Origin of the sequence: Pseudomonas sp. R3-57 (assembly GCF_051132065.1) — a bacterium.
Lineage (GTDB): Bacteria > Pseudomonadota > Gammaproteobacteria > Pseudomonadales > Pseudomonadaceae > Aquipseudomonas.
Map to the genome: position 1 here is coordinate 1,148,353 of NZ_CP071655.1, position 25,817 is coordinate 1,174,169.

The following is a 25,817-nucleotide window of genomic DNA, read 5'->3' on the forward strand; positions in this document are numbered from 1 at the left end:
ACCATGCAAGGCGCTCATCTGCGACATCAGCCCCCCGCACCCGGCCGCAAGCCGGTGCCGCGTGGCGCCAGCCGAATGGTGGCGAAAGAGCCGATGTCCGCGCGCCTGCCGAAAGCCAATTTCGGCTTTCTGAAAAGCCTGTTCTGGCCGGTGCTGCTGGTGGCGCTGGGCTTCGGTACGTACGAAGGCGCGCAGCGTCTGCTGCCGTACGCCGACCGGCCGATCAGCAAGATCGCGGTGCAGGGCGACCTGAGCTACATCAGCCAGCAGGCGGTGCAGCAGCGCATCGCGCCATTCGTGGCGTCGAGCTTCTTCACCATCGACCTGGCCGGGATGCGCACCGAGCTTGAGCAGATGCCGTGGATCGCCCACGCCGAAGTGCGCCGCGTGTGGCCGGATCAAGTGGTGATCCGCCTCGAAGAGCAACTGCCGGTCGCGCGTTGGGGCGACGAATCGTTACTGAACAACCAGGGCCAGGCGTTCACGCCCAAGGAGCTGGCGAACTACGAACACCTGCCGCAACTGTTCGGCCCACAACGGGCGCAGCAGCAAGTGATGCAGCAGTACCAGGTATTGAGCCAGATGTTGCGCCCGCTGGGTTTTTCGATTGCACGCCTGGAATTGCGTGAACGCGGCAGCTGGTTCCTGACCACCGGTGCCGGCAGTTCCGGCCCCGGCATCGAGTTGCTGCTGGGACGCGGCAATCTGGTGGAAAAGATGCGCCGCTTCATCGCCATCTATGACAAGACGCTGAAAGAGCAGATTACGAACATTGCGCGCATCGATCTGCGCTACGCCAACGGCCTCGCTGTTGGCTGGCGGGAACCCGTAGCGCCGACGACAGCCCAACCCGCTGTCGCAAAGAATTAAGAAGAGGCAGGACCCATGGCAAACGTGCAAAGCGGCAAAATGATCGTCGGTCTCGATATCGGCACCTCCAAGGTGGTGGCGCTGGTCGGCGAGGTTTCCGATGACGGCTCGCTGGAAATCGTCGGGATCGGTACCCATCCGTCCCGTGGCCTGAAGAAAGGCGTGGTGGTCAACATCGAGTCCACCGTGCAGTCGATTCAGCGCGCGATCGAAGAAGCCCAGCTGATGGCCGGCTGCCGCATTCACTCGGCATTTGTCGGCGTGGCCGGCAATCACATCCGCAGCCTGAATTCCCACGGCATCGTCGCGATCCGTGATCGCGAAGTCAGCTCGGCGGACCTCGAGCGTGTACTGGATGCCGCTCAGGCCGTGGCGATCCCGGCTGACCAGCGCGTGCTGCACACCCTGCCGCAGGATTACGTGATCGATAACCAGGAAGGCGTGCGCGAGCCACTGGGCATGTCCGGCGTGCGTCTGGAGGCCAAGGTTCATGTGGTCACTTGCGCCGTCAACGCCGCGCAGAACATTGAAAAATGCGTGCGTCGCTGCGGTCTGGAAATCGACGACATCATCCTCGAGCAACTGGCCTCGGCCTACTCGGTATTGACCGACGACGAGAAAGAACTGGGCGTGTGCCTGGTCGACATCGGCGGCGGCACCACTGACATTGCGATCTTCACCGAAGGCGCGATCCGGCATACCGCGGTGATCCCGATTGCCGGTGATCAGGTGACCAACGACATCGCCATGGCGTTGCGCACCCCGACCCAGTACGCCGAAGAGATCAAGATCCGTTACGCCTGCGCCCTGGCCAAACTGGCCGGTGCCGGCGAAACCATCAAGGTGCCAAGCGTAGGCGACCGTCCACCGCGCGAACTGTCGCGTCAGGCCCTGGCCGAAGTGGTCGAGCCGCGTTACGACGAACTGTTCACGCTGATCCAGGCCGAGCTGCGCCGCAGCGGCTACGAAGACCTGATCCCGGCCGGCATCGTCCTGACTGGCGGCACCTCGAAGATGGAAGGCGCCACTGAACTGGCCGAGGAAATCTTCCACATGCCGGTACGCCTCGGTGTACCACATGGCGTCAAAGGCCTGGATGACGTGGTGCGCAACCCGATCTATTCCACTGGCGTTGGTTTGTTGATGTACGGCCTGCAAAAGCAGTCCGACGGGGTTTCGTTCTCGGGTATCGGCAGCCGCGACAGCTACAGCAACGAAGAGCCGCAGGCGCCGTTGCTGGACCGCTTGAAGAAGTGGGTTCAGGGCAACTTTTAAAAGCAGCTTGAAGCGACAAGCTTCAAGCGGCAAGCAACTGCAGTAGATACACCGCAACAAACAGCAGTAGGCGAAAAAACTAGAGAATGTAAGGAGAGGGAAAATGTTCGAACTCGTAGACAACATCCCCGCAAGCCCGGTAATCAAGGTTATCGGTGTCGGCGGTGGCGGCGGCAACGCTGTCAATCACATGGTCAAGAGCAACATCGAAGGCGTTGAGTTCATCTGCGCCAACACCGATGCTCAGGCGCTGAAAAACATCGGCGCGCGGACCATTCTGCAACTGGGCACCGGCGTGACCAAAGGTCTGGGCGCGGGCGCCAACCCTGAAGTCGGTCGTCAGGCCGCTCTGGAAGACCGTGAGCGCATTGCCGAAGTGCTGCAGGGCACCAACATGGTGTTCATCACCACTGGCATGGGCGGCGGTACCGGTACCGGTGCAGCGCCGATCATTGCCGAAGTGGCCAAGGAAATGGGCATCCTGACCGTTGCGGTCGTGACCCGTCCGTTCCCGTTCGAAGGTCGCAAGCGTATGCAGATCGCCGATGAAGGCATCCGCATGCTCTCGGAAAGCGTTGACTCGCTGATCACCATTCCGAACGAAAAACTGCTGACCATCCTCGGTAAAGACGCAAGCCTCTTGTCGGCTTTCGCCAAGGCAGACGATGTACTGGCCGGTGCCGTTCGCGGTATCTCCGACATCATCAAGCGTCCGGGCATGATCAACGTCGACTTCGCCGACGTACGTACCGTGATGAGCGAAATGGGCATGGCGATGATGGGCACTGGCTGCGCCAGCGGTCCGAACCGTGCACGTGAAGCGACTGAAGCGGCAATCCGCAACCCGCTGCTCGAAGACGTCAACCTGCAGGGCGCACGCGGCATCCTGGTGAACATCACCGCCGGTCCTGACCTGTCGCTGGGTGAGTACTCCGACGTGGGTAGCATCATCGAAGCCTTCGCTTCCGAGCACGCGATGGTCAAGGTCGGTACCGTTATCGATCCGGACATGCGCGACGAGCTGCACGTCACCGTGGTTGCCACCGGTCTGGGCGCGAAAATCGAGAAACCTGTGAAGGTCATCGACAACACTGTGCACACCTCGATGGCTTCGGCGCAGGTGCAACAACCGGCTCCGGCCCGTCAGGAAGCGCCAGCGGTGAACTACCGTGATCTGGACCGTCCAACCGTCATGCGCAACCAGGCTCAGGCCGGTGCTGCGGCTGCCGCGAAGATGAATCCGCAAGATGACCTGGACTACCTGGACATCCCGGCATTCCTGCGTCGTCAGGCCGATTGATGGAATGTATCAGGCCTATGAAGGTGATTGGTGTTCAGCAAAGGCATGGTCTGCTATCATCGCCAGCCTTTGTTGATACCAGTTCGCAATTTGCGCTGAAGCGGCCCAAGCCATGATTAAACAACGCACACTGAAAAATATTATCCGTGCCACAGGTGTAGGCCTGCACTCCGGTGAGAAGGTCTATCTGACCCTCAAGCCTGCGCCTGTCGACACTGGCATTGTGTTTTGTCGCGCTGACCTCGACCCTGTGGTGCAGATTCCTGCCCGCGCGGAAAACGTCGGTGAAACCACTATGTCGACGACGCTGATCAATGGCGACGTCAAAGTGGACACGGTAGAGCACTTGCTCTCGGCCATGGCTGGCCTGGGCATCGATAACGCCTACGTCGAGCTCTCCGCGTCCGAAGTCCCGATCATGGATGGCAGCGCTGGACCCTTCGTATTCCTGATTCAATCGGCAGGCCTGGAAGAACAGGACGCCGCCAAGAAATTCATCCGCATCCTGCGTGAAGTGACAGTGGAAGACGGCGACAAGCGCGCCACTTTCGTGCCTTTCGAAGGGTTCAAGGTGAGCTTCGAGATCGATTTCGATCACCCGGTTTTCCGGGACCGCACCCAGAGTGCAAGCGTGGACTTTTCCAGCACTTCGTTCGTAAAAGAAGTCAGCCGCGCGCGTACCTTTGGTTTCATGAGTGACATCGAGTACCTGCGCAAGCACAACCTCGCACTCGGCGGCAGCGTTGAAAACGCAATCGTGGTCGACGCCGATGGCGTGTTGAACGAAGACGGTCTTCGCTATGAAGACGAATTCGTCAAACACAAGATCCTCGATGCAATTGGCGACCTGTACCTGCTGGGCAACAGCCTGATTGGTGAGTTCAAAGGCTTCAAGTCCGGTCATGCACTGAACAACCAGCTGCTGCGCAAGTTGATTGAGCAGACAGACGCTTGGGAAGTGGTGACGTTCGAAGACGCCAGCACCGCACCGATCTCTTACATGCGCCCGGTTGCGGCCGTGTAAGTAAAAAACCTCTCTAGTTTTTTGAAGGCCATCCCTGGATGGCCTTTTTTTATGCCCTTGGTTTTTGTGTTGCCAGCACTGGCCTCATCGCTGGCAAGCCAGCTCCCACAGGTTTACGGGTGAGGCAAAAATTTGCAGCACACCTCAAATCCTTGTGGGAGCTGGCTTGCCAGCGATGGGGCCATCACCTCCACCGCACGGCTTCAGGTTGATACCACCACCCGATTACGCCCCCCTTCCTTGGCCTGATACAACGCCTTGTCCGCCGCAAACAGCAACTGCTCCAGCGTCATCTCGCTGGCCGTCGTCCAGGTCGCGATACCGATGCTCACCGTCATCGCCCGCTCAGCCCCGTCCACCAGCGGTAATTGCTCAACTGCCTGGCGAATTTTCTCGGCAATCCGTTGCGCGCCCTGGCTGTCGGTCTCGGCCAGAATTACGGAAAACTCCTCGCCGCCATAACGCGCCACCAGATCCGCCGGGCGGCGCACGTTTTCGCCAATCACCTGCGCCAGGGTTTTCAGTGCCTGATCCCCGGCCTGATGCCCATGGCGGTCATTGAACGCCTTGAAGTGATCGGCATCGATCATCATCACCGACAGCGGCTGGCCTGAACGCTGGGCGCGAAACCATTCATGACGCAAGGTCTGATCGAGCATGCGTCGGTTGGCCACGCCGGTCAGGTCGTCAGTGGCCGCCAGTTGCGCCAGCTCGCGTTCGGCACGCTGGCGCAAGCGCAGCTCGCGGGCGAGCAGCCAGGTCAGCCAGAGCAACCCCACGCACAAAATCCCCGTCGCGCCACTGATCAGCAGCGCGGTGCGCCGCCAGGTGCCGAACACTTCGTCGCTGGACAGCGCGACCATCACCGTCAGCGGCAGATTGCCGACCCGAGAATAGGTATACAGACGTTGCTGCTGATCCATGCTCGAGGTGCTGGTGAAACTGCCGTTACCGTCCTTGTCGCTGAGGATTTTCACCACATTGGGACGGTTGCCGAAGCTTTTGCCGATCGAGTCGCTTTGCAGATAGGGCTTCTGCGCGAGCAGCACGCCGTCACTGTTGATGATGTTCAACGTGCTGTCTTTGCCAATGTCGAGGCTGTTAAACAACTGATCGAAGTAATCGAGCTTCAGCGACGCCACGGCCACGCCGGCAAACTCGCCGGTTTGCGTGGAAATCCGGCGGCTGAAACTGATCGTCCACTGATTGGCTTCATCGCAGTCGCAACGGGTCTGAAACGGTCGGCTGATGAACATGCCGATGTCGCGGTTGAGGGCGTGGGCGAGGAAATAATCGCGGTCGGCAAAATTGCCCGGCTTCGGCTCGACCCGCGAAGAGTCAGCGACGACATTGCCAAGCGTGTCGAGCAGCAGGATATCGCCCTTGTAACGCGCCGTGGTCGAGCGGTCGAACAGCGCCAGATGCCGGATCTGCGGCGAGACGTTCTGCAGGTCGTCCCGTTGCGCGGCGGCGATCAGGCCTTGCAGCGTGAGGTCATACAGTTCGACCGTGCGCAGCACATCGGCGTCGATCAGTTGCGCAATGGTCGTGGCGCTGCGGGTAGCGGATTCCTGGGCGCTGGCGTGCTCGCGGATGAGCAGGAACGTGACGATGCACACGATCGCGATCACGCTGAGCAGACTGCCGCAGATCAGCAGCCGCTCGGGGCGTTTGGATTTGCCCGCAATGGAGGGAGTATGGCTCACGATCATGGTGGACTGTCGGTTGGGATGATCTTCTTAGCGTAGTTAAACACACACCACAAAACCCTGTGGAGAGAGCAATCCAAAACGAAAAAAGGCCGCTGAAAATCAGCGGCCTGCAATGACGACGGTTGAACGGGAAGAGCCAAACAACCGCGTCGAGGGAAACGGTGGCGCGGTGCGCGACTCAACTGTCGCCTTCGCCCACTGGCGTCGGCGAGGTGGCAGCTTGCGTGGCTTGCGTGGCGTCTTGGGTCTTGGCCATCACTTCGGCCTGATGCTGATCGAATGCTTGCGCGCGGGCGATATTATGCGCCACGAATGTTTGCGATTCTTCAGCCATCGCCATCGGCGACAGGAACAATGAGGACAGAACGAACGCGCTGGCAATACCCATACTGTTGGACATCTTGAAAACCTTCTCGCTTGGCGAGTGCTGTTTGGTGCGGGCACGATAAGGTTGCCGAGTGATGGGAAACAGCGTGGTTTTCATAAATGACTGTTGCGTAGGAGGTAAAAGTCCAGGATTGCGGTGTAGCCAAGAGCAACCCCCTCACCCCAGCCCTCTCCCCCAAGGGGGCGAAGGGAAAGGGAGCCGATCGGGGGCTTTTCAGAACTTTAGTTCGACTCAGGAATTTCAAGTAGACGTATCCTCAACATCAAACTCGGTCAGTCCCCTCTCCCTCCGGGAGAGGGCTAGGCGGGCGGCGTTCCGATGAGGGGCTTTTAGATCGGCAGATGCATTCCAAAGGTATTAACCCCCCGATCACTGCGCACAAACACATCCCCACCATGCATCAACGCAATCGCCTTGACGATCGCCAGCCCCAAGCCATGGTTATTGCCACTGTTACGGCGCGACGCATCGACCCGGTAAAATCGCTCAAACAGACGTGGCAGATGTTCACTGGCAATCGGCAATCCGGGATTCGCCACACCGATGCTTACCTGATGTTCCTCGACCTCGATGCACACCTCGATCACCTCACCCGGTTCGGTATGCTGCACCGCGTTGCTCAGCAGATTGATCAATGCCCGACGTAAATGCGCGACTTCGATCTGCACCTGCGCGTCGCCGCTGACCCGCACTTGCACCTGCGCGTCTTCGAGAATGAAATCCAGATAGTCCAGCGTCGTTGCCACTTCATCGGCCAACGACGTAGAGGTGAGTCGGGTCGCCTTGTTGCCCTGATCGGCACTGGCCAGAAACAGCATGTCGTTGATGATCGAGCGCAGTCGTTCGAGTTCTTCCAGATTCGATTGCAGCACTTCGAAGTAATGCTCTGCAGAGCGCCCGCGGGTCAACGCCACTTGCGTCTGGCCGATCAGGTTGGTCAGGGGTGAACGCAGTTCATGGGCGACGTCGGCGTTGAATGATTCCAGGCGCGAATAGGCCAGTTCGACGCGCTCCAGCGTCGAGTTGAACGACTCGACAAACTGCGCAAGCTCCGGCGGCAGTGGCGACAGGCGCAGGCGTCCGGCGCGCAGTGGCGGCGCCAGACGCTGGGCTTCCTGAGACAGCTTGATCAGCGGCTGCAAGCCAATCCGCGCTACCCAATAACCCAGCGCCGACGCCAGCAGCACGCCGACGATCGCCAGGCTGACCAAGGCAATCAGCAACTGGTGTTGGGTCTGGTGGAACGTCTCGGTGTCGATGCCAATCATGAAGCGCAGCGGCGGGCGCTGGTCCTTGGCCGGGAACTGGCTGACCAGCACTTTCAGCGGCGCGGGCTGATCGGGCAATTGCAGGTCACGCATGCCCAGCGGGCCGTTGGCGACCGCGCGGATCTGTGGCGTGAGGTTGCCGTATTCGTATTGCGGGTTGCCGCTGCTGATCCAGAAACTGATGCGCTTGTCTTCCTCGCCGAGCAGCTTGAGCTTGTTGTTGATCTTCACCCAGTGCTCCGGCGTGCCGTAACGCCCGACGGTGGATTCGAGCACGCTGTAACGCGCATCGAGTTCGGCTTCGGGAAGCAGGCCAAGGCCTTTGTCGACCTGCTGATACAGCGCGCCGCCGATCAACACAAACACCACCAGCGCCACCAGCGTGAACATCCCGCTGAGGCGCAGTGCGATGGAGTTACTGGACACCACGGCTCTCCAGCACATAACCCATGCCACGGATGGTGTGCAGCAGTTTTTCTTCGAACGGCCCGTCAAGTTTGGCGCGCAGACGTTTGATCGCGACTTCGACGACGTTGGCGTCACTGTCGAAATTGATGTCCCAGACCATCTCGGCAATTGCGGTTTTCGAGAGGATTTCACCCTGGCGGCGGGCGAGCACGCTGAGCAGCGAGAACTCCTTGGCCGTCAGGTCCAGACGGGTGCCGGCGCGGGTGGCTTTGCGGCTGATCAGATCGATCCACAGGTCGGCGATGCTCACTTGCACCGGTTCGTGGCCGCCACTGCGGCGGGTCAGCGCTTGCAGACGCGCGACCAGCTCAAGGAAGGAAAACGGTTTGCCGAGGTAGTCGTCGGCACCGTCGCGCAGGCCTTTGATACGATCCTCGACGCGCTCGCGGGCGGTGAGCATGATCACCGGGGTCTGCTTGCGCGCACGCAAGGCACGCAGCACGCCGAAGCCATCGAGGCCCGGCAACATCACGTCGAGGACGATCACCGCATAATCGCTTTCCAGCGCCAGGTGCAGGCCTTCGATGCCGTCGCGGGCCAGGTCCACGGTATAGCCTTGTTCAGTGAGGCCGCGATGCAGATAGTCCGCGGTTTTTTCCTCGTCTTCGATAATCAGAACGCGCATGACCGCCTCAGTCTGTGGTCGCCAATGCCGTTGCCGGCACAGGTCGGGGCCGGTGAAACAGCCGCTCGAGCCATAAGTATATGACCGGTGTAGTGAACAGCGTCAGCATCTGGCTGACCAGCAAACCGCCGACCACTGCGATACCCAGCGGCTGGCGCAGCTCGGCGCCGGTGCCGTAGCCGAGCATCAGCGGCAGGGCGCCGAGCAGGGCGGCGAGGGTAGTCATGATGATCGGCCGGAACCGCGTGATGCACGCCTCGAAAATCGCCTCTTGCGGCGACAGGCCGCGCTGGCGTTGCGCTTCGAGCGCGAAGTCAATCATCAGGATGCCGTTTTTCTTGACGATACCGATCAGCAACACCAGCCCGATCAACGCCATGATCGAAAAGTCCTGGCCGCAGATCCACAGCATGATCACCGCGCCCAGACCCGCCGCCGGCAATGTCGAAATGATCGTCAGCGGATGCACGAAGCTCTCGTAAAGCACGCCGAGAATGATGTACACCGCCACCAGCGCCGCAAGAATCAGCCACGGCTGACTGGCCAGCGAACTCTGGAACGCCTGCGCCGCGCCCTGGAAATTGCCGCTGATCGCGGTGGGCATGCCGATTTCGGCTTTGGCCTGATTGAGCAGAATCACCGCATCACCTAGCGCCACACCGGGCGCGAGGTTGAACGACAGATTTGCCGCCGGGAACATGCCGTCGTGGGCAATCGACAGCGGGCCAATGGTCGGCGCATCGAAGCGGGCCAGCGCCGACAGCGGCACCATCTCGCCACTCAGCGGCGAACGCAGGTAGAAATAATTCAGGCTTTCGGCTTTGCCGCGCTGTTTGGTGTCCAGCTCGAGGATCACGTTGTACTGGTTGACCTGGGTCTGGAATTCATTGATCTGCCGTTGGCCGAAGGCGTCGTACAGCGCTTCGTCGACGTCGCTGGCGGTCAGGCCGAAACGCGCGGCGGCGCTGCGGTGGATGCTGATATGGGTGATGCTGCCGCCCAGTTGCAGGTCATTGGAAATGTCGCGGAACGCCGGGTTGCTGCGCAGTTTTTCGGTCAGGCGATGCGTCCACGTCGCGAGGGTCGCGCCGTCGTTGCTCTTGAGCACGTATTGGTACTGCGCACGGCTCGGGCCGGAGCTGAGGTTGATGTCCTGGCCGGCGCGCAGATACAGAACGATGCCAGGGACTTTCATCAATTGCGGGCGGATGCGGTCGATGAACTGGCTGGCGCTGACGTCGCGATCGCCGCGTTTCTTCAGGGCGATCCAGAAGCGCCCGTTGGCGATGGTCTGGTTGCTGCCGGAAACCCCGACCGAATGGGAAAATGCTTGCACCGCTGGGTCGGCGGCAACGATTTCCGCCATCGCCAAGTGTTTTTTCACCATGTCACCGTAGGAGATATCTGCAGCCGCTTCGGTGGTGCCGAGGACGAAACCGGTGTCCTGCACCGGAAAGAAACCTTTCGGGATAAAGATGTAACCGCCGATCGCCAGTGCCAGCGACAGAGCGAACACGCCGATCATCAACTTCTGATGGTCGAGGGCGCGGCGCAGGCCGCGTTCATACCAGCCGAGCAAGCGTTCGCTGAACCCCGGTTTATCGTGGGCATGGTGCGTCGGTTTGCGCATGAACAGCGCCGCCAGCGTCGGCGCCAGCGTCAGCGACACCACCACGGAAATCATGATGGTCGAGGTCGCGGTCAGGGCGAATTCCTTGAACAACCGTCCGACCACACCGCCCATGAACAGCAGCGGAATGAACGCCGCCACCAGCGAAAAACTGATCGAGACTACGGTGAAACCGATCTCGCCCGCACCTTTGATCGCCGCTTCGCGCATGTCGTCGCCGGCCTCCAGATGCCGGTGGATGTTTTCCACCACCACAATCGCATCGTCGACCACGAAGCCGACTGCGACGACGATCGCCACCAATGTCAGGTTGTTCAGGCTGAAACCGAGCAGGTACATCAGGGCGAAACTCGCCACCAGCGAAACGCCGAGCACCGCCGAGACGATCAGCGTCGCCGACAACTGGCGCAGGAACAACGCCATCACCGCGACCACCAGCAGGATCGCGATCAACAAGGTGATCTCGACTTCGTGCAGCGAGGCGCGGATGGTCTGGGTGCGGTCGATCAGGGTTTTCACCTGCACCGAGGCCGGCAGCATGGCTTCGAGGCCGGGCAGGGCGGCTTGAATGCGGTCGACGGTCTCGACGATGTTGGCGCCGGGCTGGCGCGAGATCACCAGATTCACCCCCGGCCTGTCACCCGCCCAGGCCTGCACGTAGGCATCTTCGGCACCGTTGACCACTTTGGCGACATCGCGCAGGTGCACCGGCGCGCCGTCCTTGTAGGAAACGATGAGCTGGCTGTAGTCCTCAGGATGGAACAACTGGTCGTTGGTCGACAACGTCGAGATGCTCGATTCGCCGTACAGCGCACCCTTGGCGAGGTTGAGGCTGGTCTGCTGGATTGCCAGACGAATGTCGGCGAGGGTCAGGCCAATCGCCGCCAGTTTGTCCGCCGAAGCCTGCACGCGAATCGCCGGGCGTTGCTGACCGGTAATGTTGATTTGGCCTACGCCATCGATCTGACTGATCTGACGCGCCAGCAGGGTTTCCACCAGGTCGCTGAGTTCGGTGCCGGGCATTTGCGTCGAGCTGACGCTGAGAATCAGCACCGGGCTGTCGGCCGGGTTGACCTTCTTCCAGGTCGGCAGCGTCGGCATGTCCTTGGGCAACTTGCCGGCGGCGGTGTTGATCGCCGCTTGCACTTCCTGAGCAGCGGTGTCGATGCTTTTGTCGAGGGTGAATTGCAGGGTCAGCAGGGTCGAGCCCAGCGCACTGCTTGAGGTCATCTGGGTCATGCCGGGGATGGCGCTGAATTGCACCTCCAGCGGCGTGGCCACTGATGACGCCATGGTGTCGGGGCTGGCGCCGGGCAACTGCGCCGACACCTGGATGGTCGGAAATTCCGCCTCCGGCAGTGGCGCAATCGGCAAGCGCGGGAAGGCAATCACGCCCACCAGTACCAGCGCGATGGTCAGCAGAATGGTCGCGACCGGGTGATCGATGCACCAGGTCGAAACGCCTTTGTGCGCCTTCATCGGCCCGGCTCCGCTTGCACCACTTGCGGCGGCTCGCTCATGACTTGCACGGTCGAGCCGGGCTTGAGCCGCGACTGGCCATCGGTGACCAGCACATCGCCGGCGTTCACGCCTTTGATGATGTCCTGGCCGCTGCCCTGATAAACCATCTGCACCTGCACGGCTTCAACCTTGTCGCCGTTGACCCGGTAAACGAAGTGTTGATCGAGGCCGCGCTGTACGACCGTGGGCGGAACCACCAGCGCAGCCTTGTCGAGGGCGGTCTGAATTTTCACCGTGACCAGCAGGCCGGGCCAGAGCTTCTGGCTGGCGTTGGCGAATTCGGCCTTGGCGCGGATGGTGCCGGTGTTGGCGTTGATCTGGTTGTCGATCAGGGTCAGGAGACCTTCGCCGAGCAGGTTAGCGGTTTCGCCATCGGTGTCGGCGCCGATGTAGGCCTTGACCGGCGCGCGCTGCGGATCGTTGATCAGGCTTTGCAGGGTCGGCAGCATTTGCTGGGGCAGGGAAAACTCGACAGCGATCGGGTCGATCTGGGTCACGGTAAACAGGCCGGCGGTGTCGGTCATGCGCAGGAAGTTGCCTTCATCGACCGTACGAATGCCGACGCGGCCGGTGACCGGGGAGCGGATCAGCGTGTAGGAAAGTTGTACCTGCGCCGCGTCGATCGAGGCCTGATTGCCTTGGGCGGTGGCCTTGAGCTGATTGACCAGTGCTTGCTGCTGGTCGTAGGTCTGTTTCGACACGCCGTCATCGACGCTGAGCAGTTTGTAGCGTTTGAGGTTGACCAGGGCGACTTGCAGTTGCGCCTGGCTTTCGCCCAGTTGCGCGCGGGCCTGATCGAGGCTGGCGCGGATCGAGCGGTCGTCGATGGTCGCCAGCGGGTCGCCTGCTTTGACCAACTGGCCCTCCTTGACGAGGATTTTGGTGAGGATGCCGTCGATCTGTGGGCGCACCACTACGCTGTGCAGGGAGAGGACCGAGCCGATGCCGCTGGTGTAGCGGGGGACGTCTTTGGCGCTGACCGTTACCACTCGCACCGGGATGGCGGTGGGGGCGGCGAGTTTGGCCGGGGCGGGTTTGAGTGCAAACCAGAGGCCTGTGGCTGCCAGCAGGATCAGCAGGGTGGCGAGCAGGGCTTTGTTTTTTTCGATTCGCATGCGGTGTGGCGCCGAGGGGTTTGGAGTTTGGGCAGGTTGGAGCTTTATATACGGGTTTGGGGGTCAGGAGGGTGACGGCTGGCTGACAGCGCTGTCAGTTTCGTTTGGGTGTTTATCCGTTGCTGCGGTAGCGGCCGCTGGCGGTTTCGCCTGACGGCGACTTACTTTTTTACAAGCGCCAAAAAAAGTAAGCAAAAAACGCTAGCTCCTACGTTCGGCCCTCGCAGGCTCGGGTCCCTTCGCTCCGGGATCGATCCGGGCGCAGCGGCTACGGTTTGCTGCGCTGCACCTACGTCCGCTGTGTCTGGCTGCGCCAGACGGTCGCTGCGCTCCCACGCCCGGATCAATCCCTCCACTCAGCCTTCCGATGTCGCTGGTTAGGCAAGATCAAGATCAAAGGCACTCGAGCTAACGCTCATTGTTGAGTGGTTAGAAGCGGGTGGTTGGTTTGGGATTGGTGGTGGATTCGCCCCTCATCGGAACGCCGCCCGCCCAGCCCTCTCCCCCAGGAGAGGGAGCCGACCTGCTTTGGCTTTGAAAATCTCATACGACTCGGTATCGCGAGTCGGCGTAGTTCTCGCATCCCCCACGATCAGTCCCCTCTCCCTCCGGGAGAGGGCTAGGGTGAGGGGGGTGTTACGAAGCGCTGAAGACCTTCAGCGGCAAAGGCATCGTCACGTATCGGCAAACCGTTCGGCGTTTGACGCAATTCTCCAGGTGCCGAGTCAGGGCGTGCAGGTATACTGCGCGCCTTCGCGGCTCACTGATCGGGCCCGACTTGCTGCTTTGCGGAGCTTTTATGACTTCCCCGACCCTGCCGCCGGTTGACGACGCTGTGAGCGCTGTCCCGGTTGAATTGGCCGACGCCAACGACACCAAAGCCGAAATCCCGGCGTTCAAATTCCCGTTCAAACCGGGTGACCTGGCCGCTGCCAAAGGCTCTAATCAGCCTTGGTACAAGAACGGCGCCAAGAACGGCCACACCAAAACCCCGGGCATGGCGCCGCCGGGTACGCGTCGGTCGATGGGCAAGCGCTGAGGTTTATTCACGCCTTGCTTCATGAATTCGGCGGCAGCGGCAGGTTGGCGATTGAAGGTGCTTGCTCTGCCGTCATCGCCAGCAGGCTGGCTCCCACATGGGGGCCGCGTCGTTACGCAAATCCCCTGTGGGAGCTAGCCTGGTAGCGATTGGGCCATTGGCCTCAGTGCAAAATCCGGATCAAGCCGCCCGCAGCGATATAAACGCATAGGTCTGCGCCGGCTCAGCCACCACGCGTGCCCCGGCCGCGGCGACTTGCCCGGCAACATCCTCTCCTGACAGATGAAATAGCCACTCACTCGGCGCGGCCGTCGAGGTCTGCTCGCTGACCTGATCGATCATCGCTGCAAACGCACTCATATTCGGCAGATACGCAGTAAACCCGTCGCCCTTCAGCGCCGTGGTGCGAATCCCGAGCATTGCGCAGATTGCATCCTTGCTTTGGATGTCATCGCGATCGGCCTGACGCGAGCGCTGGATCAACTCGATCAATTCCTGATCGACCAATTCGCCCCCGGCAATCAACAACGGTCCCTGCTCCCAGGATTCTGGTGGGCAGTCCTTGGCCGCCGGATTCAGGGGGATGTGCGGATTGATTTCCGCCGGATAGATGCGGCACACCAACGGCCGCCGCTCATAGATTCGGCAGAGCTTGTCTTCGTCAAGATTCCGGCAGGGACCGACGTTGTAGGCGGCGAAGGTTATCGCCACATGGGCATCGGTGCTGCCGCTGCGGACCCGCACTGAACGGCGTTCGGCGTGCTCACGTTGCTGCATTGGCAGCCCGAGGCCGTTGCCAAGGAAGGCTTCGACCAGCACGATCACCTGACCGCCGTCCGCCGCCCACATACGGGCTTCGGCGAGGGTCAGCGGGACATGGTGGTCGGTGCAGCATTTACCGCAGCCTACGCAGGAAAACGTCGTATTCATTGTGCGATCTGTCTTCAATCAGGGTGTGAACCGGCGGCGGAAAACCACCGTACAGGCCTGCGTCGAAGCAAGTTGTGCGCCACTCAGCGGCTTTTGGCGGTCGGGCGGATCGAGTCCCACTCGGTGACGAACGCGGTTTTCGCGGATTTGCTGTACAGGCACAGCTCGGTGCCTTGCTGGCCTTTCATGTGTTTTTGCGGGTACTGGCCCTGCAGTAGCACGGCGGTGTAGCCGACGCGGTCGTCGAATTGCGCCGGAGTGCCGACCGGTTTGGCGTTTTTCAGGCCGCTGGCCTTGGTGCAAATGGCGAGCACGGTTTTGTCGTAGGCAGCCCAGGCGTCTGGGCTGGAGGCGTGGGCCTGGGAAGCGAGGGCGGTGAGGCAGAGCAGGCTGGCGGTGACGGCTTTCATGGGAGGCATCCTTGTTATTGGCCAAGGTTGGAGTATGCCTGAGGGTTAGAAGTTGCCAGTGCCGGCTTCATCGCGAGCAGGCTCACCCCTACAGTCTGGAATGCATTCCGAAATTGGGAGCGAGCCTGCTCGCGAAGGCGGTGGGTCAGTCCGGCACCAATTCCCGGCGAACCACATACATCCCGGCACTCTCATACAGCCGCTGCGCCCGCAGATTGTCTTCCAGCACTTTGAGGTCAACAAACCTTTCGCGTCGCTGCTGAAACACCGTGAACGCATTAAGCAGCAGCGCCCGACCCAATCCACGCCCCTGTAAGCGCGGATGCACTACCAGATTCTTGATGTACGAACTGGTCCAGCACTGCGCCACACCCACCACGCCGTCGGCATCGCTGGCGACAAAGCACAGCGCCGGATCGTATTCGGGGTCGCGTTCGAACCGTTGCTGCCAAACCTCAAGCGCCGGCACCCGGCCACCGCCCTCGCGGTAACCGAGCTGCATCAGCGCGTGCACGGCGGCTGCGGATTGCGGTTGGTAAGTGCTGACCTCAACACCGTCCGGCCAGCGGATGTCCGGCAGATCTGCGCGCAGATCGCGGCGCATCAGAAAGCAGAATGTTTCAGTCAAAACTCAATGACCTTGCGCCGCAACGTGTTTGGCCGCTTCGATCAGGCAATGGGTCAGCTCCGGCGAGGAGAATTTGGTCAGCACGCCGTTGGCCCCGGCCAGTCGCGCTTTCTCGCTGTTCATCGCGCTGTCGAGCGAGGTGTGCAGCAGCACATACAAATGCGCAAAGTCAGGTGTTTCCCGCAGCGTGCGGGTGAAGGCGTAGCCGTCCATCTCGGACATTTCGATGTCGGAGACAATCAGGTTGATCTGTTGCGCGGTGCCTTGCAGGTCGAGCAGGCAGTCGATGGCCTCCTTGGCGCTGCGTGCGGTGTGGCATTGCAGGCCGAGGTTGCGCAGGGTGTGCACCGATTGCTGCAGCGCCACCTGACTGTCGTCGACCACCAGAATCCGCGCGTTGCCGAGCACTTCGGCGTCTTCCATGGTCAGGTCGGTCGGGGCCATTTCGATCTGCGCCGGGGCGATGCTGTGGATAACTTTTTCGATATCCAGCACCTGCACCAAAGTGCCGTCGACCGAGGTCACCCCGGTGATGTAAGCGCGCGAACCGCCGGAGCCGAACGGCGGCGGTTTGATGTCGGTGGTCAGGCAATGAACGATCTTGCTCACCGCCTGAACGTGCAGACCCTGCTTCGAACGGCTGACATCGGTGACGATCAGGCAGCCACCGTTCGGGTCTTCCAGCGGTCGCTCACCGATGGCCCGGCTCAGATCGATCACTGACAGCGAGGCGCCGCGCAGGGTGGCGATGCCTTTGACGTGCGGGTGCGACTCCGGCAGTTTGGTCAGCGGCGGGCAGGGAATGATTTCGCTGACTTTCAGCAGGTTGATCGCCATCAGCTTGCCGCTGCGCAAGGTAAACAGAAGAAGCGAAAGTGAATCTGCGCGGGCTTTTGTCGAGGACATTTGGACCTTCTGTGGAAAAAGGTGATGGGCGAGGGTGGAATCGCCAGAAACCATTGATGCCGGGTTATCGGCTTGAATGGGGTGGGCTTTAGATTTGTCGTCACAGATCAAAAGCCCCTCATCGGAACGCCGCCCGCAAGCCCTCTCCCGGAGGGAGAGGGAGCCGACCGTGGGATTTAGAATAATTACGTCGACCTGATCCTGCTGCACTGAATCCATAATCGACGCGGTTTTTCAGGTCGATGTATAACGCAAGACACCTCGGTCAGTTCCCTCTCCCTCCGGGAGAGGGCTGGGGTGAGGGTGTGCTTTTAGCTCTTCATCCCCAACCGCTTGGCCATCCGCCCAAGGTTCGCCCGATCAACCCCCAACTCCCGCGCCGCACTCGCCCAATTATCCTGATTACGCGCCAGCGCCGCGCTGATCAACTGGCGCTGAAACTGCTCGGTCGCACGGCGCAGATCGCCGCTGATCAAAGGCAATTCCCGCACACTGGCCTCCCTCTCAATCGGGTTATCCACAACCTCGCGCGGCAAATCCAGATCCGCCGCACTCAGGCTGAGAATCTTCGGCCGCACCTTGCAGTTGCCCAGCGCCTTCAGCGCGCTGCGGCCGATCAGATGTTCGAGCTCGCGGACATTGCCCGGCCAGGTGTAGGCGAGCAGCGCTTCCTGGGCGTCGCTGTTCAGGCGCAGGCTGTTGAGGCCCATGCGCGAGCGGTTCTGCTCAAGGAAGAAACCGCTGAGCAGCAGCACGTCGCGCCCGCGATCGCGCAGCGCCGGGACCTTCAGCGGGTAGACGCTAAGACGATGATAGAAGTCGGCACGGTAGCGGCCGCTGCGTACTTCTTCGGCGAGGTCGCGGTTGGTTGCGGCGATCAGGCGCACGTCGACCTGATGCTCCTTGTCCGACCCCAGGCGCTGCAACTGCCCGCTCTGCAACACGCGCAGCAATTTCGCCTGCACGGTCAGTGACAGCTCACCGACCTCATCGAGAAACAGCGTGCCGCCATTGGCCAGTTCGAACTTGCCGCGACGGTCGCTGGTGGCGCCGGTGAAGGCGCCGCGGACGTGGCCGAACAGCTCGCTTTCGACCAGCGTGTCCGGCAGCGCGGCGCAGTTGAGGCTGATGACCGGTTTGTCGGCACGCGCCGAGGCGGCGTGAATCGCTTGGGCAACCAGCTCTTTGCCGACCCCGGTTTCGCCAGTGATCAACACGGTCAGGTCGCTGCCGCCGACCAGATTGATTTCCTCGACCAGGCGTTTATGCGCTTTGCTTTGGCCGATCATTTCTCGCTGCTGTTGGCCGCTGGCCTGACGATAGACCTCGGCGCGCTGATGCTCGTCTTCGGCGCGATTGGCCAGTCGTTCGATGCGTTCGGCGGCGTTGACCGTGGCCGCGGCGAGGCTGGCGAAGGCTTGCAGAGCGTCCAGTTCGATCGGCTCGAAACGTTCAGGATCGAGCGCGTCGAGGGTGATCAGGCCCCAGAGCTTTTCATCGACGAATAAAGGGCAGCCGAGACAGTCGTGAACTTCCAGATGATCGTCGAGGCCGTCGACCAGACCGTCATAGGGGTCGGGCAGTTCGCTGTCGGCAGCGAAACGCGTCGGCCCGGCGCCGGCCAGCAGAATTTCGAAGCGCGGATGTTCGCTGACCTTGAAGCGGCGCCCGAGGGTGTCGGTGCTCAAGCCGTCGACGGCCAGCGGCACCAGCGATTCACCGTCCAGCCGCAAAAGCGCGGCGGCGTCGCAGGGCAACAGGGCGCGCATGGCTTCAAGCAGGCGCCGATAGCGCTCACCCTCGGGCAGTTCGCGCGACAGATCGGCAACCAGAGGGAGCAGGGCGGTGAGCAGAGATTTGGCAGTCATTAGTCAAATAGACCTCATGTAGTCACTAAGACTATAAGGCGTCATAGGTCTTTGTGACCACATTAAAAATAACCAATTGATTTATATGAATAAATTAATTGGCACGAAAGCTGATACTCCACCAGCAATCTTTTAAATAAAGCTCAGGAGTCACCCTCATGCTTAGTGCCCAGGACCGTGCCATCGTCAAATCCACCGTACCCCTGCTGGAAAGCGGTGGTGAAGCGCTGATCACTCACTTCTACCGCATGATGCTGTCCGAGTACCCCGAGGTGCGCCCGTTGTTCAATCAGGCCCACCAGGCCAGCGGCGACCAGCCGCGGGCATTGGCCAACGGTGTATTGATGTACGCCCGCCACATCGATCAGCTCGATCAACTGGGCGATCTGGTGGCGAAAATCATCAACAAGCATGTCGCTCTGCAGATTCTCCCGGAGCACTACCCAATCGTCGGCACCTGCCTGCTGCGTGCGATTTCCGAAGTGCTCGGCGATGAAATCGCCACGCCAGAAGTGATGAGTGCCTGGGGCGCAGCGTACGGCCAGTTGGCTGACATTCTGATCGGCGCTGAAACCGCCATCTACGACCAGAAGGAACAAGCCGTCGGCGGCTGGCGCGGGGCGCGTGAGTTCATCGTTGCGGCCAAGGTCGAGGAGAGCGCCGAGATCACCTCGTTCTATTTCGAACCCGCCGATAAAGGCCCGATTCTCGCCGCAGAACCCGGTCAGTACATCGGCATGAAGCTGATCCTCGACGGTGAAGAAATCCGCCGCAATTACTCGCTGTCGGCGCTGGCGAACAACGGCCAGTACCGCATCAGCGTCAAACGCGAGCCGGGCGGGCGTGCTTCCAATCACTTGCACGATCAGTTGCAGGTCGGGGCGAGCATTCAGCTGTTCCCGCCATCGGGTGAGTTCACCTTGTCGGCCAGCGACAAACCGCTGGTGCTGATCAGCGGCGGTGTCGGCATCACCCCGACGCTGGCGATGCTCGAAGCGGCGCTGCAAACCGAACGGCCGGTGCATTTCATCCACTGCGCGCGCAATGGCAGCGTGCACGCGTTCCGCAACTGGATCGACGAGCTCGCCGCGCGCCATCCGCAGCTCAAGCGGTTTTACTGCTACGCGGAGGATGACGGCATCAGCCCGGCGGCGGACAAGGTCGGGATGTTGAGTCAGGAACAGCTTGGCGAGTGGTTGCCTGCGCAACGTGACGTCGACGCTTACTTCTTGGGGCCGAAAGGTTTCATGGGGGCGATCAAGCGTCATCTGAAAGCGCTGGGTGTGCCGGAGAAGCAGAGCCGTTATGAGTTCTTCGGGCCGGCTTCTGCTCTGGAATGATCTGAAACCGGGTCGCCCCCATCGCCAGCAGGCTGGCTCCCACAGGTTATGCGTTCGGCGCAGGCCAATGTGGGAGCCAGCCTGCTGGCGATTCGCTTCTGCAGCAGCCGAAATCCTTGAGGTTAATGGTTCCTTAACCGCTCTATCGTTTATTGCCCCGGTGTAGACTTGCGGCGACCTTCAGCCGCAAGCCAGCTGAACCATGGACAAACAAGGGAAAGGCAATGAGCGAGGAAACGATTCGATTGGGCCGTGAGCGGCGCTTTCTGGTGCTGTTGGGCGTTATCTGCCTGGCGCTGATCGGTGGTGCCCTGTACATGCAGGTCGTGCTCGGCGAAGCGCCGTGCCCGCTGTGCATTCTGCAGCGTTATGCGTTGCTGCTGATCGCGCTGTTCGCGTTCATCGGCGCGGCCATGCGCAGCCGTCGCAGCATCACCGTGTTCGAAGCGCTGGTGGTGCTTTGCGCGCTTGCCGGCGCCGCGGTCGCCGGGCATCACGTGTACACGCAGTTCTACCCGGCCGTCAGCTGTGGCGTCGATGTGCTGCAACCGATTGTCGATGATCTGCCGCTGGCGAAGATCTTTCCGCTGGGCTTCCAGGTTGACGGCTTCTGCTCCACTCCATATCCGCCAATCCTCGGCCTGTCGCTGGCGCAGTGGGCGCTGGTGGCGTTCGTGCTGGTGGTGATTCTGGTGCCGTTGCTGACTTCGCGTAATCGAAAAGCACTGCGCTGAGTCAACTTTTCGCAAGCGTGGCCGATACACAAAACGCCCCGATTGGCGGTTCAGCCAATCGGGGCGTTGCACGTTTCAGAGTGGGGCTGAACTCATCCTGACGGGCGGCAATCGTGGGTGTGACAAGTGTGCGACATGTTGTCACACAGGGGGTGTCATAGAGGTGCCCGCAGGCTCCGATTGTCGCGTTGTTACAAAAAAGGATTGGTCGGTCTGACGGTTTTTTTGCTTTAGGACGTGAGTGCCAGAGCAGGCAGTTTTAACAGCTTCAGGCAGATGGCCAGAAGCCTTGGGTTATCGGGCTTTGCGTCGTTCTGCTGTATGGAAAAAACCTTCGGAGCTGTCTGAACTGACGCGGGTGTGCTTACCGGTTTTGCGCTGTTTGTTGAGAATGTCTTTCAACAACAAGCGGCACTTTTGCAAAAATGGCGAGTGATTGTTGCTGTAAAAGATAAAAATTATTTCGGGATAAGACATGGTGTATAGGGCGCTACCTATCTACAATCGCCCGCACTGAATTCCCGGCGCTGTTCAGCCTTTATTAAGGAACTGATCAGAAGGTCGGGTGTCGAGCGAGCCGCGAGGCTTTCGAGACACCCAGGTGTCGGTGCCTTTCCAACTTTCCGCACCAAATGGAATTGGTCTGTAACAAGGCCTTTGACCACGAATTCGAATAAGAACTGAACGCTGTCCCAAGGTTTTGTCGAGCGTCTGACGCGCGACGGGCGGCCCTTATTCAATCCAAAGAAAATGCCAACCCTTGGCAGGGTGAAGTGTTGGCGATCAAAACCCAACTGCATTGCGCAAGCTGCTTTAGAGGTCGTGAGATGAGTAAAAACAGGTACCCCAGATTACTAGGCCTAGTGCCGCTGCTCGGCACGTTGCTGCTGGGAGGCTGCAACATGACCTTGCTCAATCCAACGGGCCAGGTTGGCCTGGAACAGCGAAACCTGATCATCACCGCGACCTTGCTGATGCTGTTGGTCGTGGTGCCGGTTATCGTCATGACCTTCCTGTTCGCCTGGAAATACCGCGCGTCGAACAAGAACGCGGTCTACACCCCGAAATGGTCGCACTCGACCAAGATCGAAGTGGCGGTCTGGACCATTCCGGTCCTGATCATCATCGCTCTGGGTTACATCACCTACATTTCCACCCACGAACTGGACCCGTATCGTCCGATCCAGTCCGACGTCAAGCCTGTGACCATCGAAGTGGTCGCACTGGACTGGAAGTGGCTGTTCATCTACCCGGAACAAGGCATCGCCACGGTCAACAAGATCGTGTTCCCGGCGCACACGCCAATCAACTTCAAGATCACCTCTGACGCTGTGATGAACTCGTTCTTCATCCCGGGTCTGGGCGGCCAGATCTACGCGATGGCGGGCATGCAGACCAAGCTGCACCTGATCGCCGACCGCAACGCTGAAATGGACGGGATCTCCGCCAACTACAGCGGCGCCGGTTTCACCGGTATGAAATTCAAGGCTATCTCCACCACTCAGGAAGATTTCGACGCCTGGGTAAGTGAAGTCAAGAAGTCACCTAAACAGCTTGATCAAGCTGAGTACGCGGCCCTTGCCAAACCGAGCCAGAACAACCCAGTCGAGCTCTACTCGTCGGTCACGCCGAACCAGTTCCAGATCATCGTCGACAAGTACGAAGGTATGAAGCCGGGCAAGCCGCTGAAGCACGAGAAGAAAGAGAAAGAAGTGGCGGCCACGGATATTGACGCGGGTTCGCATTCAGCTGCCGGGGCAGAGGAGTAAACGATGTTTGGTAAATTAAGTTGGGAAGCAGTCCCATTCCACGAGCCGATCGTGATGGTGACCATCGCCATGATCGCCCTCGGTGGTCTGGCGCTGTTCGCTGCGATCACTTACTTCAAGAAGTGGACGTACCTGTGGACCGAGTGGCTGACTTCGGTCGACCACAAGAAAATCGGCGTGATGTACATCATCGTCGCCATGGTCATGCTGCTGCGCGGTTTTGCCGACGCGATCATGATGCGTACCCAGTTGGCCATGGCCACCGAGGGTTCGCCTGGCTACCTGCCACCTGAACACTATGACCAGATCTTCACCGCTCACGGTGTGATCATGATCATCTTCATGGCGATGCCATTCTTCACCGGCCTGATGAACCTTGCAGTGCCGCTGCAGATCGGCGCGCGTGACGTGGCGTTCCCGTTCCTGAACTCCCTGAGCTTCTGGCTGCTGGTGTCCGGCGTTGTGCTGATCAACCTGTCGCTGGGCGTCGGCGAATTCGCCAAGACCGGTTGGGTTGCCTATCCACCGCTGTCGGGTCTGCAATACAGCCCAGGCGTGGGGATGGACTATTACATCTGGGCGCTACAGCTATCCGGATTGGGTACGACGCTAACGGGGGTCAACTTCCTCGCGACCGTACTGAAAATGCGTACCCCAGGCATGAAGCTGATGGACATGCCGATCTTCACCTGGACCTGCACCTGGGCCAACGTTCTGATCGTGGCTTCGTTCCCGATCCTGACCGCGACCCTGGCACTGCTGACGCTTGACCGTTACATGGATTTCCACATTTTCACCAATGAACTTGGTGGCAATCCAATGATGTACGTCAACCTGTTCTGGGCGTGGGGCCACCCTGAGGTTTACATCCTGATCCTGCCGGCCTTCGGCATCTTCTCGGAAGTGATCTCGGCCTTCACCGGCAAGAAGCTGTTCGGCCACCACTCGATGATCTACGCCTCGGGCGCGATCTCGGTACTGGGCTTCATGGTTTGGCTGCACCACTTCTTCACCATGGGTTCGGGTGCCAGCGTCAACGCCTTCTTCGGTCTGGCGACGATGCTGATTTCCATCCCGACGGGTGTGAAACTGTTCAACTGGCTGTTCACCATCTACCAGGGCCGTCTGCGTTTCACCAGCCAGGTGATGTGGACTCTGGGTTTCATGGTGACCTTCGCCATCGGCGGCATGACCGGCGTACTGCTGGCCATCCCGGGTGCTGACTTCGTGCTGCACAACAGCCTGTTCGTGATCGCGCACTTCCACAACGTGATCATCGGCGGTGCGGTATTCGGTTACATCGCTGGCTTCGCGTTCTACTTCCCGAAAGCGTTCGGCTTCAAGCTGCACGAAGGCTGGGGTAAAGCAGCGTTCTGGTTCTGGATCTCGGGCTTCTTCGTCGCGTTCATGCCGCTCTATGCACTGGGCTTCATGGGCATGACCCGTCGTCTGAACGCCACCACCAACCCTGAGTGGGTACCGTACCTGTACGTGGCCATGTTCGGTGCGGTGATGATCGCTGTCGGTATCGCCTGCCAGCTGATCCAGCTCTATGTGAGCGTGCGTGACCGCAACAAGCCAGAGAACGTTTGCGATCACGGTGACCCGTGGAATGCGCACACGCTGGAATGGTCGACCTCGTCGCCACCACCGTTCTACAACTTTGCTGTGCTGCCTAAGGCTGACTGCATCGACCCGTTCACTGAAGCCAAGGAAAACGGTACTGCGTACCAGCGTCCGGCCAGGTACGAGCCGATCCACATGCCGAACAACACCGCCACTGGCGTGGTGATGGGCGCACTGTTGACCGTCTTCGGTTTCGCGATGATCTGGCACATCTGGTGGTTGGCGATCGCCAGCCTGGTGGGCACCGTCGTTTACTTCGTGATCCACGCTGCGCGTGACGACCAGGGCTATATGGTTCCGGTTGAAACGATCGAGCGTATCGAAGCCGAGCAGCACAAGCGTCTGGTCGCGGCAGGGAAAATCCCGGCCGGTGCCACCCGTGTTGAAACCTCGTTGGAACAGGCTTAAACCATGTCGAACTTAGTGACCAATGTTGGACACGCCCATGGTGACCATGGGCACGATGACCATCACCACGACTCGGGCGAGATGACCGTATACGGTTTCTGGCTCTACCTGATGACCGACTGCATTCTGTTTGCGTCGATCTTCGCGGTGTACGCAGTACTGGTAAACAACGTTGCCGGTGGCCCGTCGGGCCACGACATCTTCGAACTGCCTTACGTGCTGGGCGAAACCGCTCTGCTGTTGTTCAGTTCGATCACCTACGGCTTCGCCATGCTGGCGTTGTACAAAGGCAAGAAGCAGGCGGTCCTGGGCTGGTTGTTCATGACCTTCCTGCTCGGCGCAGGCTTCATCGCCATGGAGATCAACGAGTTCCACCTGCTGATCTCCGAGGGCTTCGGTCCTAGCCGTTCGGGCTTCCTGTCGGCGTTCTTCACCCTGGTCGGTACTCACGGTCTGCACGTTTCGGCCGGTCTGATCTGGATGGGCGTCATGATGTACCAGGTCAACAAGCACGGCCTGACGGCGACCAACAAGACCCGTCTGAGCTGCCTGAGCCTGTTCTGGCACTTCCTGGACGTGGTGTGGATCTGCGTATTCACCGTTGTTTACCTGATGGGGACTCTGTAATGGCTAATGCACACTCCCATGACAGCCATGATGCTGGCCACGGCAGCGTAAAGTCTTACGCCATCGGCTTCATCCTGTCGGTGATCCTGACTGTCATCCCGTTCGGCCTGGTGATGTACCCGAGCCTGCCGAAGGCGACGACGCTGGCAATCGTTCTGTTGTTCGCAGTGATCCAGGTGATCGTTCACCTGTATTACTTCCTGCACCTGGACCGTTCCATTGCTCAGCGCAACAACGTGATCGCCTTCGTCTTTACGGCGATCGTAATCGTGCTGCTGGTTGGCCTGTCGCTGTGGATCATGTTCAGCATCCACACGTACATGATGGCGAAGTGAG

General features: G+C 60.2%; 22 protein-coding genes. 11 read left to right on the forward strand and 11 right to left on the reverse strand.

What is annotated here, in order from left to right; all coding sequences use genetic code 11:
• Positions 1-3 precede the first annotated feature (3 nt).
• The 4 genes from J3P93_RS05370 (at position 4) to lpxC (ending at position 4,469) form a co-directional block, all read left to right on the forward strand.
• Entirely contained in the window at positions 4-870 is an 867-nt protein-coding gene (locus J3P93_RS05370) for a cell division protein FtsQ/DivIB (RefSeq protein ID WP_073473459.1), read from the forward strand.
• 15 nt (positions 871-885) lie between these two features.
• The gene (gene ftsA / locus J3P93_RS05375; RefSeq protein ID WP_007916987.1) at positions 886-2,145 is read left to right on the forward strand and encodes a cell division protein FtsA; all 1,260 of its coding nucleotides are present in this window, start codon (positions 886-888) and stop codon (positions 2,143-2,145) included.
• Positions 2,146-2,248: 103 nt separating this feature from the next.
• Complete coding sequence (ftsZ, locus tag J3P93_RS05380) at positions 2,249-3,445, forward strand: cell division protein FtsZ (RefSeq protein WP_016986475.1); 1,197 nt, start codon at positions 2,249-2,251, stop codon at positions 3,443-3,445.
• 112 nt (positions 3,446-3,557) lie between these two features.
• Entirely contained in the window at positions 3,558-4,469 is a 912-nt protein-coding gene (lpxC, locus tag J3P93_RS05385; RefSeq protein ID WP_007916984.1) for a UDP-3-O-acyl-N-acetylglucosamine deacetylase, read from the forward strand.
• 203 nt (positions 4,470-4,672) lie between these two features.
• Here lpxC and J3P93_RS05390 read toward each other — a convergent pair whose 3' ends face one another.
• The 6 genes from J3P93_RS05390 to J3P93_RS05415 all read right to left on the reverse strand — a co-directional run bounded on the left by J3P93_RS05390 (position 4,673) and on the right by J3P93_RS05415 (position 13,196).
• A complete protein-coding gene (locus J3P93_RS05390) occupies positions 4,673-6,181 on the reverse strand; it encodes a sensor domain-containing diguanylate cyclase (RefSeq protein WP_434595658.1) in 1,509 nt (502 codons plus the stop codon).
• A 178-nt stretch (positions 6,182-6,359) separates the two neighbouring features.
• Positions 6,360-6,581 carry a hypothetical protein gene (locus J3P93_RS05395; protein WP_434595660.1) on the reverse strand — a complete coding sequence of 74 codons (222 nt, stop codon included), beginning with the start codon at positions 6,579-6,581 and terminating at the stop codon, positions 6,360-6,362.
• A 317-nt stretch (positions 6,582-6,898) separates the two neighbouring features.
• Positions 6,899-8,263 (reverse strand): heavy metal sensor histidine kinase, encoded by a 1,365-nt coding sequence (locus J3P93_RS05400; RefSeq protein ID WP_434595662.1) that lies wholly within the window; start codon positions 8,261-8,263, stop codon positions 6,899-6,901.
• Positions 8,253-8,930, reverse strand: a complete 678-nt coding sequence (locus J3P93_RS05405) for a heavy metal response regulator transcription factor (RefSeq protein WP_123365697.1) — start codon at positions 8,928-8,930, stop codon at positions 8,253-8,255. The genes J3P93_RS05400 and J3P93_RS05405 overlap by 11 nt, the downstream gene beginning before the upstream one ends.
• A 7-nt stretch (positions 8,931-8,937) precedes the next feature.
• Positions 8,938-12,039, reverse strand: a complete 3,102-nt coding sequence (locus J3P93_RS05410) for a multidrug efflux RND transporter permease subunit (protein WP_434595664.1) — start codon at positions 12,037-12,039, stop codon at positions 8,938-8,940.
• Positions 12,036-13,196 carry an efflux RND transporter periplasmic adaptor subunit gene (locus tag J3P93_RS05415; RefSeq protein WP_434595666.1) on the reverse strand — a complete coding sequence of 387 codons (1,161 nt, stop codon included), beginning with the start codon at positions 13,194-13,196 and terminating at the stop codon, positions 12,036-12,038. Before J3P93_RS05415 ends, J3P93_RS05410 begins: the two co-directional genes overlap by 4 nt.
• A gap of 799 nt (positions 13,197-13,995) precedes the next feature.
• Here J3P93_RS05415 and J3P93_RS05420 point away from each other — a divergent pair.
• Positions 13,996-14,235 carry a hypothetical protein gene (locus J3P93_RS05420; protein WP_093098509.1) on the forward strand — a complete coding sequence of 80 codons (240 nt, stop codon included), beginning with the start codon at positions 13,996-13,998 and terminating at the stop codon, positions 14,233-14,235.
• 180 nt (positions 14,236-14,415) lie between these two features.
• Here J3P93_RS05420 and J3P93_RS05425 read toward each other — a convergent pair whose 3' ends face one another.
• The 5 genes from J3P93_RS05425 to norR all read right to left on the reverse strand — a co-directional run bounded on the left by J3P93_RS05425 (position 14,416) and on the right by norR (position 18,977).
• On the reverse strand, positions 14,416-15,165 hold the full coding sequence (locus J3P93_RS05425) for a YkgJ family cysteine cluster protein (RefSeq protein ID WP_434595668.1): 750 nt from the start codon (positions 15,163-15,165) through the stop codon (positions 14,416-14,418).
• Positions 15,166-15,248: 83 nt separating this feature from the next.
• Positions 15,249-15,575, reverse strand: a complete 327-nt coding sequence (locus J3P93_RS05430) for a hypothetical protein (protein WP_434595670.1) — start codon at positions 15,573-15,575, stop codon at positions 15,249-15,251.
• A 145-nt stretch (positions 15,576-15,720) separates the two neighbouring features.
• Positions 15,721-16,179, reverse strand: a complete 459-nt coding sequence (locus J3P93_RS05435; RefSeq protein ID WP_434598294.1) for a GNAT family N-acetyltransferase — start codon at positions 16,177-16,179, stop codon at positions 15,721-15,723.
• A 27-nt stretch (positions 16,180-16,206) separates the two neighbouring features.
• Entirely contained in the window at positions 16,207-17,109 is a 903-nt protein-coding gene (locus J3P93_RS05440) for a chemotaxis protein CheV (RefSeq protein WP_090286091.1), read from the reverse strand.
• Positions 17,110-17,420: 311 nt separating this feature from the next.
• Entirely contained in the window at positions 17,421-18,977 is a 1,557-nt protein-coding gene (norR, locus tag J3P93_RS05445; protein ID WP_434595672.1) for a nitric oxide reductase transcriptional regulator NorR, read from the reverse strand.
• 158 nt (positions 18,978-19,135) lie between these two features.
• Here norR and hmpA point away from each other — a divergent pair, with 158 nt between their 5' ends.
• From hmpA to cyoD, 6 genes are all read left to right on the forward strand, one after another.
• Positions 19,136-20,317: an NO-inducible flavohemoprotein gene (gene hmpA, locus J3P93_RS05450; RefSeq protein ID WP_434595674.1), complete on the forward strand. Its 1,182-nt coding sequence runs from the start codon at positions 19,136-19,138 to the stop codon at positions 20,315-20,317.
• Positions 20,318-20,541: 224 nt separating this feature from the next.
• On the forward strand, positions 20,542-21,051 hold the full coding sequence (locus J3P93_RS05455) for a disulfide bond formation protein B (protein WP_093098526.1): 510 nt from the start codon (positions 20,542-20,544) through the stop codon (positions 21,049-21,051).
• Positions 21,052-21,878: 827 nt separating this feature from the next.
• Entirely contained in the window at positions 21,879-22,820 is a 942-nt protein-coding gene (cyoA, locus tag J3P93_RS05460; RefSeq protein WP_090286083.1) for a ubiquinol oxidase subunit II, read from the forward strand.
• Positions 22,821-22,823: 3 nt separating this feature from the next.
• The gene (gene cyoB / locus J3P93_RS05465; RefSeq protein ID WP_434595676.1) at positions 22,824-24,854 is read left to right on the forward strand and encodes a cytochrome o ubiquinol oxidase subunit I; all 2,031 of its coding nucleotides are present in this window, start codon (positions 22,824-22,826) and stop codon (positions 24,852-24,854) included.
• Positions 24,855-24,857: 3 nt separating this feature from the next.
• Complete coding sequence (gene cyoC / locus J3P93_RS05470; RefSeq protein WP_090286077.1) at positions 24,858-25,481, forward strand: cytochrome o ubiquinol oxidase subunit III; 624 nt, start codon at positions 24,858-24,860, stop codon at positions 25,479-25,481.
• On the forward strand, positions 25,481-25,816 hold the full coding sequence (cyoD, locus tag J3P93_RS05475) for a cytochrome o ubiquinol oxidase subunit IV (RefSeq protein ID WP_007916940.1): 336 nt from the start codon (positions 25,481-25,483) through the stop codon (positions 25,814-25,816). The genes cyoC and cyoD overlap by 1 nt, the downstream gene beginning before the upstream one ends.
• Position 25,817 lies beyond the last annotated feature (1 nt).

Bases quoted from the DNA above. Each gene is read 5' to 3' on its own strand.
- J3P93_RS05370 (WP_073473459.1), top strand. From the start codon at position 4: ATGCAAGGCGCTCATCTGCGACATCAGCCCCCCGCACCCGGCCGCAAG.
- ftsA (WP_007916987.1), top strand. From the start codon at position 886: ATGGCAAACGTGCAAAGCGGCAAAATGATCGTCGGTCTCGATATCGGC.
- ftsZ (WP_016986475.1), top strand. From the start codon at position 2,249: ATGTTCGAACTCGTAGACAACATCCCCGCAAGCCCGGTAATCAAGGTT.
- lpxC (WP_007916984.1), top strand. From the start codon at position 3,558: ATGATTAAACAACGCACACTGAAAAATATTATCCGTGCCACAGGTGTA.
- J3P93_RS05390 (WP_434595658.1), bottom strand. From the start codon at position 6,181: ATGATCGTGAGCCATACTCCCTCCATTGCGGGCAAATCCAAACGCCCC.
- J3P93_RS05395 (WP_434595660.1), bottom strand. From the start codon at position 6,581: ATGTCCAACAGTATGGGTATTGCCAGCGCGTTCGTTCTGTCCTCATTG.
- J3P93_RS05405 (WP_123365697.1), bottom strand. From the start codon at position 8,930: ATGCGCGTTCTGATTATCGAAGACGAGGAAAAAACCGCGGACTATCTG.
- J3P93_RS05410 (WP_434595664.1), bottom strand. From the start codon at position 12,039: ATGAAGGCGCACAAAGGCGTTTCGACCTGGTGCATCGATCACCCGGTC.
- J3P93_RS05415 (WP_434595666.1), bottom strand. From the start codon at position 13,196: ATGCGAATCGAAAAAAACAAAGCCCTGCTCGCCACCCTGCTGATCCTG.
- J3P93_RS05420 (WP_093098509.1), top strand. From the start codon at position 13,996: ATGACTTCCCCGACCCTGCCGCCGGTTGACGACGCTGTGAGCGCTGTC.
- J3P93_RS05425 (WP_434595668.1), bottom strand. From the start codon at position 15,165: ATGAATACGACGTTTTCCTGCGTAGGCTGCGGTAAATGCTGCACCGAC.
- J3P93_RS05430 (WP_434595670.1), bottom strand. From the start codon at position 15,575: ATGAAAGCCGTCACCGCCAGCCTGCTCTGCCTCACCGCCCTCGCTTCC.
- J3P93_RS05435 (WP_434598294.1), bottom strand. From the start codon at position 16,179: ATGCGCCGCGATCTGCGCGCAGATCTGCCGGACATCCGCTGGCCGGAC.
- J3P93_RS05440 (WP_090286091.1), bottom strand. From the start codon at position 17,109: ATGTCCTCGACAAAAGCCCGCGCAGATTCACTTTCGCTTCTTCTGTTT.
- norR (WP_434595672.1), bottom strand. From the start codon at position 18,977: ATGACTGCCAAATCTCTGCTCACCGCCCTGCTCCCTCTGGTTGCCGAT.
- hmpA (WP_434595674.1), top strand. From the start codon at position 19,136: ATGCTTAGTGCCCAGGACCGTGCCATCGTCAAATCCACCGTACCCCTG.
- J3P93_RS05455 (WP_093098526.1), top strand. From the start codon at position 20,542: ATGAGCGAGGAAACGATTCGATTGGGCCGTGAGCGGCGCTTTCTGGTG.
- cyoA (WP_090286083.1), top strand. From the start codon at position 21,879: ATGAGTAAAAACAGGTACCCCAGATTACTAGGCCTAGTGCCGCTGCTC.
- cyoB (WP_434595676.1), top strand. From the start codon at position 22,824: ATGTTTGGTAAATTAAGTTGGGAAGCAGTCCCATTCCACGAGCCGATC.
- cyoC (WP_090286077.1), top strand. From the start codon at position 24,858: ATGTCGAACTTAGTGACCAATGTTGGACACGCCCATGGTGACCATGGG.
- cyoD (WP_007916940.1), top strand. From the start codon at position 25,481: ATGGCTAATGCACACTCCCATGACAGCCATGATGCTGGCCACGGCAGC.